Annotated in this window: 12 protein-coding genes; 5 read left to right on the top strand and 7 right to left on the bottom strand. The window is 67.4% G+C overall.

The features are described from left to right. The first annotated feature begins 89 nt into the window (after nt 1–89). Nucleotides 90–1,760, top strand: coding sequence for an amidohydrolase (locus tag ACO2RV_RS02735; protein ID WP_423289538.1), 1,671 nt, complete (start codon nt 90–92; stop codon nt 1,758–1,760). Here the strand turns inward: ACO2RV_RS02735 and ACO2RV_RS02730 are convergent. The 3 genes from ACO2RV_RS02730 to ACO2RV_RS02720 form a co-directional block, all read right to left on the bottom strand. Continuing rightward, entirely contained in the window at nt 1,739–3,199 is a 1,461-nt protein-coding gene (locus ACO2RV_RS02730) for an amidase (protein ID WP_423289536.1), read from the bottom strand. The genes ACO2RV_RS02735 and ACO2RV_RS02730 overlap by 22 nt on opposite strands. Before the next feature lie 124 nt (nt 3,200–3,323). Further along, nucleotides 3,324–3,872, bottom strand: a complete 549-nt coding sequence (locus ACO2RV_RS02725; protein ID WP_423289534.1) for a DUF924 family protein — start codon at nt 3,870–3,872, stop codon at nt 3,324–3,326. Beyond that, nucleotides 3,872–5,665: a monovalent cation:proton antiporter-2 (CPA2) family protein gene (locus ACO2RV_RS02720; protein ID WP_423289532.1), complete on the bottom strand. Its 1,794-nt coding sequence runs from the start codon at nt 5,663–5,665 to the stop codon at nt 3,872–3,874. The genes ACO2RV_RS02725 and ACO2RV_RS02720 overlap by 1 nt, the downstream gene beginning before the upstream one ends. 302 nt (nt 5,666–5,967) lie before the next feature. Here ACO2RV_RS02720 and ACO2RV_RS02715 point away from each other — a divergent pair, with 302 nt between their 5' ends. Continuing rightward, nucleotides 5,968–6,546 carry a L,D-transpeptidase gene (locus ACO2RV_RS02715; protein ID WP_423289530.1) on the top strand — a complete coding sequence of 193 codons (579 nt, stop codon included), beginning with the start codon at nt 5,968–5,970 and terminating at the stop codon, nt 6,544–6,546. 162 nt (nt 6,547–6,708) lie between these two features. Here ACO2RV_RS02715 and ACO2RV_RS02710 read toward each other — a convergent pair whose 3' ends face one another. Beyond that, nucleotides 6,709–7,089, bottom strand: a complete 381-nt coding sequence (locus ACO2RV_RS02710) for a DUF971 domain-containing protein (RefSeq protein ID WP_297686034.1) — start codon at nt 7,087–7,089, stop codon at nt 6,709–6,711. Nucleotides 7,090–7,352: 263 nt separating this feature from the next. Here ACO2RV_RS02710 and moaA point away from each other — a divergent pair, with 263 nt between their 5' ends. The 3 genes from moaA to ACO2RV_RS02695 all read left to right on the top strand — a co-directional run bounded on the left by moaA (nt 7,353) and on the right by ACO2RV_RS02695 (nt 10,756). After that, on the top strand, nt 7,353–8,399 hold the full coding sequence (gene moaA / locus ACO2RV_RS02705; RefSeq protein WP_423289527.1) for a GTP 3',8-cyclase MoaA: 1,047 nt from the start codon (nt 7,353–7,355) through the stop codon (nt 8,397–8,399). A gap of 146 nt (nt 8,400–8,545) precedes the next feature. Then, nucleotides 8,546–9,733 (top strand): MFS transporter, encoded by a 1,188-nt coding sequence (locus ACO2RV_RS02700; RefSeq protein WP_423289525.1) that lies wholly within the window; start codon nt 8,546–8,548, stop codon nt 9,731–9,733. A gap of 111 nt (nt 9,734–9,844) precedes the next feature. Then, nucleotides 9,845–10,756, top strand: coding sequence for a DMT family transporter (locus tag ACO2RV_RS02695; protein ID WP_423289523.1), 912 nt, complete (start codon nt 9,845–9,847; stop codon nt 10,754–10,756). Between the two features lie 58 nt (nt 10,757–10,814). On the opposite strand, the gene ACO2RV_RS02690 is transcribed toward ACO2RV_RS02695, so the two are convergent. From ACO2RV_RS02690 to ACO2RV_RS02680, 3 genes are all read right to left on the bottom strand, one after another. Next, nucleotides 10,815–11,903 (bottom strand): TRAP transporter substrate-binding protein, encoded by a 1,089-nt coding sequence (locus ACO2RV_RS02690; protein ID WP_423289879.1) that lies wholly within the window; start codon nt 11,901–11,903, stop codon nt 10,815–10,817. A gap of 42 nt (nt 11,904–11,945) precedes the next feature. Continuing rightward, on the bottom strand, nt 11,946–13,034 hold the full coding sequence (locus ACO2RV_RS02685) for a TRAP transporter substrate-binding protein (protein ID WP_423289521.1): 1,089 nt from the start codon (nt 13,032–13,034) through the stop codon (nt 11,946–11,948). A gap of 104 nt (nt 13,035–13,138) precedes the next feature. Continuing rightward, nucleotides 13,139–14,227 (bottom strand): TRAP transporter substrate-binding protein, encoded by a 1,089-nt coding sequence (locus ACO2RV_RS02680; protein ID WP_423289519.1) that lies wholly within the window; start codon nt 14,225–14,227, stop codon nt 13,139–13,141. Between the last annotated feature and the right edge of the window lie 142 nt (nt 14,228–14,369).

Here is a 14,369-nt window from a genome sequence, read left to right as displayed (position 1 = left end):
AGGGAGCGTATGTGACGGGTTGGATTCCGGCAAGGCGGCCGGCTAAGAATGTGATCATATTTTTAGCCCGCCAAATTTGGGAGCAGCCCGTGCCGACCGCCGACCTCATCATCGAGAATGCCCGCGTCATCACGATGGATCCCGCACGGCCCTACGCCGAGGCTATTGCCCTCAAGGATGGGCTCGTGTTGGCAGTCGGCAGCCGCGCCGAGGTGGCCGCCGCCGCACCAGCGGCGCTTCGCCGCATCAATGCCGGGGGCGCTTCCGTGCTGCCCGGCTTCATCGAGAGCCACATCCACCTGTTCACCGGCGGCGCGCAGCTTAACAGCCTGTCGCTCGCCGGACTGACCGGCTTCGACGCCATCGCCGCCGCGGTACGCCAGCGCGCGGCGCGCGAGCCGGCGGACCAGCTGCTGATCGCCGAGCAGGCGGCCTATTTCATGTTCGGCGATCATGAGCCGATCACCCGCCATGTGCTCGACCGCGTGCTGCCCGACCGGCCACTCGCCTTCTTCGCCAGCGACCATCACACCATGTGGGCGAACACCCCCGCCTTGAAGCTCGCCGGCATCCTCAACGGCAAGCAGGTGCCGCCCGGCAACGAGATCGTCATGGGCGCGGACGGCCTCGCCACCGGCGAACTGCGCGAATTCGAGGGCTTCGCCCCCGTCGCCGAACTCACCCCGACGGGCGGACGCGAAATGCTCGGTTTGCAGGGTGTGGAGCCCGCGAGCCCGCCGACGCCCGCGCAGCGCGCCATCGACAAGGAGATCATCAAGCAGGGGCTCGCCTATTGCGCCTCGCTCGGCATCACCAGCTTCCACAACATGGACGGCAATTTCTACCAGCTGGAGCTGCTCGGCGAGATCGAGGCGGCGGGCGATTTGACCGTGCGCGGCCGCGTGCCGTTCCGCTTCCTGCCCGGCATGGCGCTGTCCGAGCTGGAGAAGGCGGTGGAGATGCGCCGGCGCTGGCACTCGGACCGGCTGAAGGCCGATTTCGTGAAGATCTTCATGGACGGCGTGGTCGAATCCACCACCGCCCACATGTTCGCCGACTACGACACCGCACCGGGCGTGCGCGGCTCCTCCTATTTCGAGCAGGACGAGTTCGACGCCATCTGCACGGAGATCGACCGCCTCGGCTTCCAGATCACGGTCCACGCCATCGGTGACGCCGCCGTCAACCGCACGCTCAACAGCTATGAAGCGGCGCAGCGGGCCAATGGCCGCCGCGACAGCCGACACCGCATCGAGCATATCGAGATATTGGCGCCCGCCGACCTGCCGCGCTTTGCCGGGCTCGGCGTCATCGCCTCGATGCAGCCGACCCATGCGCCGGGCGGCTATTACCCGCCCGAGCCCATCCTCTCCATGGTCGGGCGCGAGCGGATGCGGCTCGCCTATCCCTGGCAGAGCATCCGCAACACCGGCGCGCGCCTTGTCTTCGCCAGCGACTGGCCGGTCGCCCCGCTCGACCCGCTGCTTGGCATCAAGACGGCGGTGACGCGCGGGCCGGTGTTCGAGGGCGCGCCGGACGAGCGCCAGAGCCTTGCCGATTCCATCGCCGGCTTCACCGTGGACGGTGCGTTCACCGAATTCACCGAGGCGAGCAAGGGCCGGCTCCGCCCGGGCCTTGTCGGCGACGTCGTCATCCTCACCGGCGACATCGAAGCGACGCCGCCGGAGGAGATCGATGCGCTGAAAGTGGCCGTCACCATCTGCGGCGGCCGGATCACCTATGAGCGCAACGCGGCGTAGGTGACGGGCGGGCGGCGCTGGAACCACGGCGCCGCCTCTTCCACCCGCGCACAGAGGCCGAGCAGCAGCTCCTCATGGTTCGCGGCGGCGCCGAGTTGAACGCCAACCGGCAGGCCCTCCGGCGTCCAGTGCAGCGGCAGCGAGGCCGCCGGCTGGCCAGAAGCGTTGAAGGCCGTGGCAAACGGCGAATATTCGAACACCATGCCCTTGCCGAGACGGTAATCGACGAAGTCCCGGCCGACATGGTTGAAGCGGCCGATCTTCGCCGGCGGCTCGGCAAGCGTCGCGGTCAGCAGCACGTCGTAGTCCTGGAAGAAGCCGGCAAGCTCGCGGCCAAAAGCGTGCACCTTGTTGATCGATTCGAGATAGTCGGCACCGCTCACGGTACGCGCATAGTCGATGGCGCTTCGCGCGACGCTTTCGATCTCGCCTTCTGCCAGCGGCGCGCCCCGCTTCTTCGTGAAGCTCTCGACGGAAAGCGCGGCGCCACAGGCCACCACCTTGAGCCAGGCAGCCATCATGCCGTTGGTGTCGGCGCCGGGACGGGCCTCGATGAGATGATGACCGAGCCCCTCAAGCAGCTTCGCCGCCTTCTCGACCGCCACACGGCATTCAGGATGGATCGGCTCTCCGGTCAGCGTCGTGGTGGCGAAGGCGATGCGCAGCGGTCCGTCGCGGCGAGCAAGCGACTTCGCGAATCCTACTTCCAGCGCCGGGGCGTGATAGGGCGCGCCGAGATCGGGACCGTGGGTCGCGTCGAGCAGCACCGCCGTATCGCGCACCGAACGGGTAAGGAACCCGTCGATCGCCATTCCACCCCAACCCTCGCCGACATAGGGCCCGTCCGGCAGGCGCGCGCGGGTGGCCTTGAAGCCGAACAGCCCACATGAGGAGGCGGGAATGCGCACCGAGCCGCCGCCATCCGAGCCGTGCGCGGCGGGGATGATGCCGGCCGCCACCGCCGCCCCCGCCCCGCCGGACGAGCCGCCGGAGGTGTGGTCGGGATTCCAGGGATTGCGGGTCGGCCCGCCATAGACGGCGGCCTCCGTCGTCGGCCCGACACCGCCCTCGGGCGAGGTGGTACGGCCGAAAGTGACGAGGCCGGACGCCTTGAGACGTGCGTAGATCGAAGAATCCTTGCCGTAGCGGGTATTGGCGAACAGCCGCGAGCCATTGTTCGAGGGGAAGTCGATCGCCTCGGCGCCGAGGTCCTTGAGCAGGAACGGCACGCCCTTGAGCGGGCCGTCCGGCAGGCCTTCCTCGATCAGCCGGCGGGCGACGCCCTCTTCCAGCATGACCACCGCGTTCAGCTTCGGATTGAGCGCCTCGACGCGCGCCAGCGCCTCGTCGAGCAACTCCCCGGGCGTCACTTCGCGGCGGCGCACCAGCTCCGCCAGACCGACCGCATCATATGTCTCGTAAACTTCACCAATCGCCACGATCTCGACCCCTGCAACCCAACCGGATGCGTGCGCGTCGAATCGGAGCAATCCCGACGCGGCGGCACCGGAGAGCGTGAGTAGCACTTATCGGCCGCCGCGTGGCAGTGGCGACGCCCGATCGTCAGCCCGAGAAGCCGCCATTGGCGAGGAAGGCGGCTTCCTCCGGCGTGGTCTCGCGCGCCAGCATCGCGTTGCGATGGGGGAAGCGGCCGAAGCGGCGGATGATGTCGCGGTGCATCTCGGCATGCTCGCGAGCCTCCGCGTCCAGCACGGCGCTCAGCGCGACGCACAGGTCCTGGTCGGCGGCATTCTCGGAATGGGCGAAGGGCAGCACGAAGAACACCTTCAGCGCGTCCGCCACCTGCGCCATGAAGCCGGCCTGCGCCGCCTGCCGCCCATAAAGCCGGGCGAGCGGATCGGTGGCGTACATATGCGCGGTGCCGCGCCAGGCGTTGCGCGGGAACTGGTCGGCGAGGATGATCAGCGCCAGCGCGCCCTCCACCGTGCCGATCCAGTCGTCGTGCCGGCGCGCCGCCACCGCCAGGTGAAGGTCGAGGAAGCGCTCGCGGAAGCGGCGGTCGAACGCCTCGTCCTTGGCGAACCACAGATCCTCGCCCGCCTCGTTCCAGAAGCGCAGCACCGAGGCGATGGCCGCGTCGGCGCCGCTCATCACGACGCCTCGCCGGACGGGGCCGGCTTCAGCGGCAGATTACCGAGGATGAGGCTGCGCGCCGCCGTATCGTAGAGGCCGCCGGTCAGCTCCAAAGAGAGCCGTTCGGCGTCGCGGCGACGAACGTCGGCCATCACCTCGGCCCGTTCGCTCTCTTCCGCGTCCATCATCTCCAACGCCTTTTCCCCCAGGACAAGCGCCGATTCGAAGGTCTCGCGGATCTGGAAATCGGCGCCGGCATTGAGCAGCGCCGCCGCGTGCTCGCGATCGATCGCCCGCGCCAGCACCGGCACCAGCGGGAATTCCGCCTTGACCAGCTCGGTGATCTTCAGCGCCGCCTCGGCATCGTTCACCGCGACGATGATGAGCCGCGCCCCGGCGGCGCCGGCGGCATGCAATATGTCGAGCCGGGTACCGTCGCCGTAATAGACCTTGAAGCCGAAATCGCGGGAATCGCGGATCAGGTCCGGATCGGATTCGATCAGCGAGATCGAGCAGGCATGGCCCAGCAGCGGCTGGCTGACGATCTGGCCGAACCGGCCGAAACCGATCATCAGCACGTTCGCATTGAGGTTCTGCGCCACCTCGACGCCCGTCGTGGAGGGCGCCGCCTTCGGCATCAGCCGGTCATGCGCGATGACCAGGACCGGCGTCAGCGCCATCGAGACGATGATGGTGGCGGCGAGCACCGCGTTGGATTCCATATCGATGATGCCGACCGAGGTCGCCGCGGCGTAAAGCACGAAGGCGAACTCGCCACCCTGCGCCATCAGCACCGCGCGCTCGACCGCCTCGCGGTTGCTGGCGCGGAACAGCCGGGCGATGGCATAGATACCGATGAACTTCAGCACCATGTAGGCGACGACGGCGATCGCGATGAGCCGCCAGTTGGCGGCGATGACGGCAAGATCCAGCGCCATGCCGACGCCGAGGAAGAACAGGCCGAGCAGGATGCCGCGAAACGGCTCGATGTCGGCCTCAAGCTGGTGACGGAAGGTCGATTCCGACAGCAGCACGCCGGCGAGGAAGGCGCCCATCGCCATGGAAAGGCCCACCAGCTGCATGGCGAAGGCCGCGCCGAGCACGACGAACAGCGCCGCCGCCGTCATCACCTCGCGTGCCTTGGCCTTGCCGAGGATGCGGAACATCGGATCGAGCAGGTAGCGCCCGGCGAGGATGAGCGCGGCGATCGCCGCGAGGCCGAGGGCGATGCCGGCCAGCCGCTCCGTCAGCGTGACCTCGGCTCCGCCCGGCGCCAGGAAGGCGACCAGCGCCAGCAGCGGCACGATGGCGAGGTCTTCCAGCAGCAGGATGGCGACGATGCGCCGGCCCTTCGGCACGGCCAGCGTGCGCCGCTCCTCCAGCATCTGCATGACGATGGCGGTGGAGGTGAGCACGAAGCCGGTGCCGGCAATGAAACTTTCGGGCACGGGATAGCCCAGCGCCAGGCCGACGCAGGTCAACAGCGCGATGCACAGGCCGACCTGCGCCAGGCCGAGGCCGAAGATCTCCCCCCGCATCGCCCACAGGCGGGAGGGTTGCATCTCCAGCCCGATGACGAACAGAAACATGACCACGCCGAGCTCGGCGACGTGCAGGATCGACTGCGGATCGGTGAACACGCCAAGCCCGAACGGCCCGATGACGAGGCCCGCGGCGAGATAGCCCAGCACCGAGCCGAGCCCCAGCCGCTTGAACAGCGGCACCGCGATGACAGCCGCGCCAAGCAGCACGACGATGGGTAGGAGTTCGACCGCCTGAGCCGCGTGCGATGCTGCGGTATCGGCCGCCATGCGGGTATCTCCTGTTCGATATTGTCGCGACGTACAGGATCGGCAATTTGTCGGCGCGGGTATAGCCCGCCCGCACGACGTTATCGCAAGAGGCGTAGGCGGTGAGCCTTTGCGTCATCCCTGTGTCCCCGACGCCATACCCCATCGGCAATCGGTCATTTCACCGCTTCGTCAAGGCTTCCTTGGCGGTTTCCACGTCATAATCGCCGACAGCCGGTCGGGAAGCGTCGGTATGGGCTGCGCGAATGGGCCGGAGAACGTCTGGGCGTTTCTTTGTGGGGCATGAAATGCGACTGAGAATAATGGCCACCGCGGCATTGATGGCCGGGCTGATCGTGGCGGGCGCGGCGCCCGCTTCCGCACAGGGCTTTTTCGGCAATGTTTTCCCGAAGCCGTTCGACTTCGGCAACGGACCGAAGAGCGGCTATTCGGGCTCGCCCGTGCCGCGCCAGACCGTGCGCTATGACGGCAAGTACAAGCCGGGCACGGTCATCGTGAACACCGCCGAGCGCCGGCTCTACCTCGTGCAGGACAACGGCATGGCACTGAAATACGGCATCGGCGTCGGCCGCGACGGCTTCCGCTGGTCGGGCGTCAAGACCATCACCCGCAAGGCCGAATGGCCGGGCTGGACGCCGCCGCCGCAGATGCTCAAGCGCCGCCCCGACCTGCCGCGCTACATGCCCGGCGGCATCGACAATCCGCTCGGCGCCCGCGCCATGTATCTCGGCTCGACGCTCTACCGCATCCACGGTTCGAACGAGCCCGAGACCATCGGCCAGGCCGTCTCCTCCGGCTGCTTCCGCATGACCAATGACGATGTCACCGACCTGTACAACCGGGTGAACATCGGCACCACGGTCGTCGTGCTGAACAACTGACGGCCTATCCGGGCGCAGGAAAAGCACCGTCATCCTGAGGTGCGCGCGCAGCGCGCCTCGAAGGATGGTCCTTCAAGCGCACCCGGACGAACATCCTTCGAGGCCCGGCCGTTGGCCGGGTACCTCAGGATGACGCTGTCCTTCTCAAGGACGTCCAGACAGTCAGTGCCGGCGCACCGTGCCGGCGGCGTCGCGCGAGAGGTTCTTCGAGGCCAGCTCCTGGAGATAGCGCGTCCAGCGCGTCTCCTGCTCGCGCCCGAGTTCGTGGAACGTGTCCCAGGTGAAGATGCCGGTCGAATGGCCGTCATCGAAGACGATCCGCACCGCGTAGTTGCCGACCGGGATGAGTTCCTGGATGCGCACCTCGCGCTTGCCGGCGACCAGCTGGCGATCCGCCGCCGAATGGCCCTGCACCTCGGCCGAGGGGCTTTCCACCCTCAGATATTCCGCCGGCAGCGTGAAGTTCGCCCCATCCTCGAAGGCGATGGTGAGCGCGCTGTGGTCCTTGTGCAGTCGGATCTCGGTCGGCCAGGCGTCGGTCACGGCGATCTTTCCCCGGTGGCGTGTGCTCCCCACATAGACATCAATGCCGCGCGCGCCAAGCCGGCGGCCGATCCCGGCCGCAGGCCGTGCGGAATGGATGGCGGGTGTCGGCGCCGTGCGCGAGGGGAAGAACCTCACCCCGACGTGATGTTCAAGTGACGCGAACAATCGGGCGATAGGCAGCCGCGCCTTGGCACCCACCCGTCGAGTGTTTAGAAATATGTGAAAAGGGTGTCACCTAACGGCACCTCGGGAGTTCGTCCGTGAGCCAGCAGGAAGCCATCATCGACCGTTTCCAGCGTGAGATGCATCACGCCCCGCTGGTCGACACGTTCGGCCGCGCGGTGACCTATCTGCGCGTCTCGGTGACCGACCGCTGCGATTTCCGCTGTGTGTATTGCATGGCGGAACACATGACGTTCCTGCCCAAGCCCGAATTGCTGACGCTGGAAGAACTCGACCGGCTGTGTTCGGCCTTCGTCGCCCGCGGCGTGAAGAAGCTGCGCCTGACCGGCGGCGAGCCGCTGGTGCGCCGCGACGTGATGACCCTGTTCCGCTCGCTCGGCCGCCATCTCGACTCCGGCGCGCTGGAGGAACTGACGCTCACCACCAACGGCTCGCAGCTCGCCCGCTTCGCCAAGGAGCTGGCTGATTGCGGCGTGAAGCGCATCAATGTCTCGCTCGACACGCTGGACCCGGCGAAGTTCCGCGCGCTGACCCGCTGGGGCGACCTCAACAAGGTGCTCGCCGGCATCGATGCGGCGCAGGACGCCGGCATCCATGTGAAGCTCAACGCCGTCGCGCTCGCCGGCGAGAACGAGGACGAGATCCCCGCGCTGATCGAATGGGCGCATGGGCGCGACATGGACGTCTCGCTGATCGAAGTGATGCCGCTGGGCGAGACCGGGGCGGAGCGCCTTGACCAGTATCTGCCGCTCTCCACCGTACGCGACAGGCTGGCGCAGCGCTGGACGCTGGAGGACATCGCCTTCCGCACCGGCGGCCCGGCGCGCTACGTCTCCATCAAGGAGACCGGCGGGCGGCTCGGCTTCATCACCCCGCTGACGCATAATTTCTGCGAGGGCTGCAACCGGGTGCGCGTCACCTGCACCGGCACGCTCTATATGTGCCTCGGCCAGGACGATGCGGCGGACCTGCGCGCGCCCCTGCGCGCCTCGGAAAGCGACGACAAGCTGCACGCCGCGCTGGACGACGCCATCTTCCGCAAGCCCAAGGGGCACGACTTCGTCATCGACCGCCCCGGCCAGGCCCCGGCGGTGCGCCGCCATATGAGCGTCACCGGCGGCTGAGACAATCCACCTTCTGCCCTGCATCCCCGCATGGCTGGGTCGCGCGCGGCTTTATTGCTGCGTCGCAACATGATGTGCATATGCTGCTCTAGTCCGTAGTGCTACCTACGCGGCGAACCGAGACCCACAATCAAGCGAGTCCGTCCATGCAGCTCCCGCTGTTGGCCCTGGCCATGGCTTCGTTCGGCATCGGCACCACCGAGTTCGTCATCATGGGCCTGCTGCCCGAGGTGGCGAGCGACCTCGGCGTGTCGATCCCCGCGGCGGGGCTGCTGGTGACCGGCTATGCGCTCGGCGTCGTCATCGGCGCGCCGATCGTCGCCATCATCACCAATGCGCTGCCGCGCAAGGGCACGCTGATGGGCCTCGCCAGCGTGTTCGTGATCGGCAATTTCCTCTGCGCCGTCGCGCCGGACTACTGGTTCCTGATGGGCGCGCGCGTCGTCACCGCCTTCTGCCATGGTGCCTTCTTCGGCATCGGCGCGGTGGTCGCGGCCAATCTGGTGCCGCCGAAGCAGCGCGCCAGCGCCATAGCGCTGATGTTCGCCGGGCTGACGCTGGCGAACGTGCTCGGCGTGCCGCTCGGCACCGCGCTCGGCCAGGCGCTGGGCTGGCGCTCCACCTTCTGGGCGGTGGTGGTCATCGGCATCCTCGCGGTCAGTGCCATCGCGCTGTGGGTGCCGCGCGACATTCCCCATTCCGCCGGCAACATCATCCGCGAATTCGCCGTGCTGAAGCGCCCGCAGGTACTGCTGACCATGATGATGAGCGTGCTGGCTTCGGCCAGCCTGTTCACCGTCTTCACCTATATCGCACCGCTGCTACGCGACGTGACCGGGCTGACGCCGCATGTCGTGACCTATGTGCTGCTGCTGTTCGGCGTCGGCATCACCATCGGCAACATCCTCGGCGGCAAGCTGGCCGACTGGCGGCTGATGCCCTCGCTGATGGCGACTTTCGTCGGCCTGGCCGCCATCCTCGTCGTGCTGGTCTTCGCCAGCGCCGACATGGTCGCCGTGGTCGCCACCGTCTTCGTCTGGGGCATCCTCGTCTTCGCCGTGGTGCCGCCGATCCAGATGCGCGTGGTGGACGCCGCCGTCGGCGCGCCCAACCTCGCCTCGACGCTGAACCAGGGCGCGTTCAACCTCGGCAATGCCACTGGCGCGTGGATCGGCGGGGCTGCCATCACGCTCGGCGTCGGCTATGTCGACCTGCCATGGATCGGCGCGGCGCTGTCGGTCGGTGCGCTCGGCCTGTGCATGGTGTCCCAATCGCTGGAACGCCGCGCGGGCGGTCTCGTCGTAGCCGGCGAGCCGGCATGCGAGGAAGGCTGAGCCGACCTGACGCAGGCGCAGGGCTATAGGTCTGGCCACACGGGTGCCAGGTCTTTATTCCAACGTCATTGCGTGGCTCAACGTGCCACCCCTCCTTCGGCACCCGTTCCCATGCACCACTCCTCTGCCCTGCGCCGCGGCATCCTCCTGATGATCGCGGGCTCCTCCATCTTCGCGACGAACGACGCCTTCTCGAAGCTGGCGCTGGCGCACATTCCGCCGACGCAGGTTCTCGCGGTGCGCGGCGTGATGGCGGGGGTGTTCCTGCTCGGCCTGCTGGCCTGGAAGGGCGAACTGCCGGCGCTGCGCTTCGCCTTCGACCGGCGGGTGCTGCTGCGCGCGGTGGCAGAGGCGGGCGTCGCCATCCTGTTCATCACCGCCATCATCACCATGTCGCTCGGTGACGCGGCGGCGATCATCCAGGTGGCTCCGCTCGTCACCATGGCGGTGGCGGTGCTGTTCCTCGGCTCGCGGATCGGCTGGAGCCAGTGGCTGGCGGTCCTCGTCGGCTTTCTCGGCGTGACGCTGATCATCAAGCCGGGCACCTCGGCCTTCGACGCCATGGCGCTGCTGCCGCTCGGCTCGGCGCTGCTGGTCGCGCTGCGCGATTTCGTCACCGGCAGCATCGGCCGGCATGTACCGACGCTCGTCGTAACACTGGCGACGACCTTCGTCGGCATGCTGCTCGGCTTCGGCGGCGGCCTGGTGGAGGGCTGGCAGCCGCTCGACCTCGTCACGCTCGGCTATCTGTTCGGCGGCAGCGTCACCCTGATCAGCGGGCACATGCTGACCATCGCCGCCTTCCGCGGCAACGATCCCGCCGCCATCGCCCCGTTCCGCTACGCGGCGGTGGTGTGCTCGGTCGGGCTGAGCGCCTGGCTGTTCGGCGCCATGCCCGACCTCGTCTCCATCGCCGGCATCGCCCTCATCATGGCGGCGGGCCTCTATGCGATGCGCCAGCACCGCCCGGCCCCGCGCGCCGTGCCCGCGCCGCCGGTGGAAGAGCCGCGCAAGGCGGTCTGACGCGGCGCGGAAACAAAAAGGCGGCCCGCAAGCCGCCCTGTCGCGCCGGAGCAGACCCTCACCCGCGCGTGCGGGCGCGGATCATGTAGCCGTCATAGGGATACTCGCCGACCTGCCACCAGAGGTATTCCTCGTTGCGGAAGCCGAGCATCGACTCGTAGATGGTCTTGAAATCGGGGTTCTTCTCCGAAATCTCCGCCATCAGCGCGGTGTTCTCCTTGTAGGCGGCGTCCATCACCTCCGCCGGGAAAGGCCGCAGCTGCGCGCCGCCGGCGACGAGGCGGCGCAGCGCGGGCGGGTTGCGCGCGTCATACTTCGCCAGCATGTCGGCATTGGCATAGGCGCTCGCGGCCTCAAAGGCGGCCTTGTAGGGCTTGGGCAGATCCTGCCAAGCCTGCTGGTTGGCGATGAAATGGATGGTCGGACCGCCCTCCCACCAGCCGGGATAGTAGTAATAGGGCGCGACGCGGTTGAAGCCGAGCTTCTCGTCATCGACCGGGCCGACGAACTCGGCGGCGTCGATGGTGCCCTTTTCCAGCGCCGGGTAGATGTCGCCGCCGGCGAGGTTCTGCGGCACCAGGCCGAGCCGCGCCAGCACCTGCCCGGCAATGCCCGGCAGGCGCATCTTCAGCCCCTTGATGTCGGCGACGGTCTTGATCTCCTTGCGGAACCAGCCGCCCATCTGCGCGCCGGTGTTGCCGCCGGCAAAGCCGATGACGTTGTATTTGGCGAGGAAGGCGTTCTGCAGGTCGAGCCCGCCGCCATGATAGAGCCACGCGGTCTGCTGGCGCGCGTTCAGGCCGAACGGCATTGTGGTGAAGGGCGCGAAAGCCGGGCTCTTGCCGATGTAGTAGTACAGCGCGGTCTGGGCGACCTCGACCGTGTGGTTCTGCACCGCGTCGAAGGCTTGCAGCCCCGGCACGATCTCGCCCGGCGCGAAGACGTCGATGACGAAGCGCCCGTCCGTGGCCTCGCCGACATATTTCGACAGCAGCACGGCGGCGCCATAGATGGTGTCGAGCGACTTCGGGTAGCTCGACGTCAGGCGCCAGCGGACCTGCGGCGCGGTCTGGGCGATGGCGGGCGCGGCGAGCGTGGTGGCCGCGGCGGCCAGGCCAGCGCCGCGCAGCACGGTGCGGCGTTCGATTTTCTTCGTCATCGTCTGCCTTCCTGGCGTTCCGGCGCCTGATCAGCCGCGCGTGCGGGCGCGGATCATGTAGCCGTCATAGGGATATTCGCCGACCTGCCACCACAGATACTCCTCGTTGCGGAAGGCGATCAGCGCGTCGTTCACCTTCTTGAACTCGGGGTTCTTCGCGCTCAGCTCGGCATAAAGCTCGTTGGTGGCGGCGTAGGAGGCGTCGAGGAAGGCGGGCGGGAACGCCTTGAGCTGCGCGCCCGCGCCGACCAGCCGGCGCAGCGCCGCCGGGTTGCGGGCGTCGTATTTCGCCAGCATATCGGCATTGGCGTAGGCGGTGGCGGCCTCGAAGATCGCCTGATAGGCGCGCGGCAGCTCGTTCCACTTGGTGCGGTTGACCACGACGTTCATGGTCGGCCCGCCATCCCACCAGCCGGGATAGTAGTAATAGGGCGCCACCTTCACGAAGCCGAGCTTCTCGTCGTCATAGGGGCCGACCCACTCGCAGGCGTCAATCGTGCCCTTTTCCAGCGCGGCATAGATGTCGCCGGGGGCGATCTGCTGCGGCACCACGCCGAGCTTGGCGACGACCTGGCCGGCAATGCCGCCGATGCGGAACTTCAGGCCCTTGAAGTCGTCGAGCGAGGTCACTTCCTTGCGGAACCAGCCGCCCATCTGGGTGCCGGTATTGCCGCCGAGGAAGCCGACCAGATTGTATTTCGCGAGGAAGGCGTCCTGCAGCTCGCGCCCGCCGCCATGGTAGTACCAGGCGTTCTGCTGGCGGGCGTTCAGCCCGAACGGCATGGTGGTGAAGCAGGCGAAGGTCGGGTCCTTGCCGACATAGTAGTAGAGCGGGGTCTGGGCGAGCTCGACCGTACCGTTCTGTACCGCATCCAGTGCCTGGAGGCCCGGCACGACCTCGCCGGCGGCGAAGTTCTGGATGACGAAGCGCCCGTCCGTCGCCTCGCTCACATATTTGGACACCAGCTCATTGGCGCCGAAAATGGCGTCGAGCACCTTCGGCACGCTGGAGGTGAGCCGCCAGCGTATCTGCGGCGCGCTCTGGGCGATGGCGGGGGCGGCGACCGCGGAAGCGGCGATGCCGAGCCCGGCGGAACGGATGAGGTCACGACGTTTCATGCGGAGTGTCCTGCCATAGGCCGCCCGATCTGCGCAACAGCGCCCGGGGGGCGTCATGGCCGGGAGGCTGCCCCGGCCATGACTGTTGCGCGCCGAAGCGGTCGTCAGGTCCGCGGGCGGGTGCGGATCTGGAAGCTGTCGAAGGTGTATTCGGCCACCTGCCACCACAGGTTCTCTTCGTTGCGGAAGGCCTGCATGGTGTCGATGACCTTGTTGAAGTCCGGGTTCTTGGCGGAGATTTCCGCCCAGAGCTCGTTGGTCGCCTTGAGGCAGGCTTCCATGACTTCCATCGGATAGGGCCGCAGCAGTGCGCCGTTCGCCACCAGCCGCTTGATGGCGGGCGGGTTCTGCACGTCGTAGCGCGCCTGCATGATGGTGTTGGCGTAGGTCGCGCCGGCGATCAGCGCCGCCTGATAGTTCTTCGGCAGCGAATTGAACTTCTCGAGATTGGTGAAGGCGTGGATGGTCGGACCGCCTTCCCACCAGCCGGGGTAATAATAGTACTTGGCGACCTTGTAGAAGCCGAGCTTCTCGTCGTCATAGGGGCCGACCCATTCGGCGCCGTCGATGGTGCCCTTCTCCAGCGCCGGGTAGATGTCGCCGCCGGCGATCTGCTGCGGCACCACGCCGAGCTTGGCCATCACCTGGCCGGCGATGCCGCCGATGCGCATCTTCAGGCCGTTCATGTCGGCGACGTTCTTGATCTCGCGGGTGAACCAGCCGCCCATCTGCGCGCCGGTGTTGCCGCAAGGCAGGCCGTAGACGTTGTACTTCTTGTAGAACTCGTTGAAGAGCTCGTTACCGCCGTTCTGGAACAGCCAGGCGTTCTGCTGGCGCGCGTTCAGCCCGAACGGCACCGAGGCGGCGACGGCGAAGGTCGGATCCTTGCCGACGAAATAGTACGAGACGGTGTGGCACATCTCGACGGTGTTGTTCTGCACGGCGTCGAGCACCTGCAGGCCCGGCACCAGCTCGCCGGCGGCGAAGACCTGGATCTGGAACTTGCCGTCGGTCAGCTCGGAGACCATCTTCGACATCACCTCGGCGCCGCCATAGATGGTATCGAGCGACTTCGGGAAGCTGGACGCAAGGCGCCACTTGATCTCCGGGGCGGACTGGGCGATGGCCGGGGCGGCAACAGCGGTTGCCGCGACGCCGGTGCCGGCGGCGGCCAAAAACTGACGGCGCTTCATTCGTCTCTCCTGGTGGGGTTTCCTAGCGGCACGGTTGGGGCATTTGCGCGCCTCCGCACTCGAATTGCTGGTTCTTATATAACTGGTACGCCACGGTTTGACCCGGCGCAACGGCGCGCCGCTTGCGCCTTTTGTCGAGGTC

Origin of the sequence: Ancylobacter sp. VNQ12 (assembly GCF_049445835.1) — a bacterium.
Lineage (GTDB): Bacteria > Pseudomonadota > Alphaproteobacteria > Rhizobiales > Xanthobacteraceae > Ancylobacter.
Note: the sequence above shows the minus strand (reverse complement) of the source record. Positions and strands in the feature narration are given on the sequence as shown.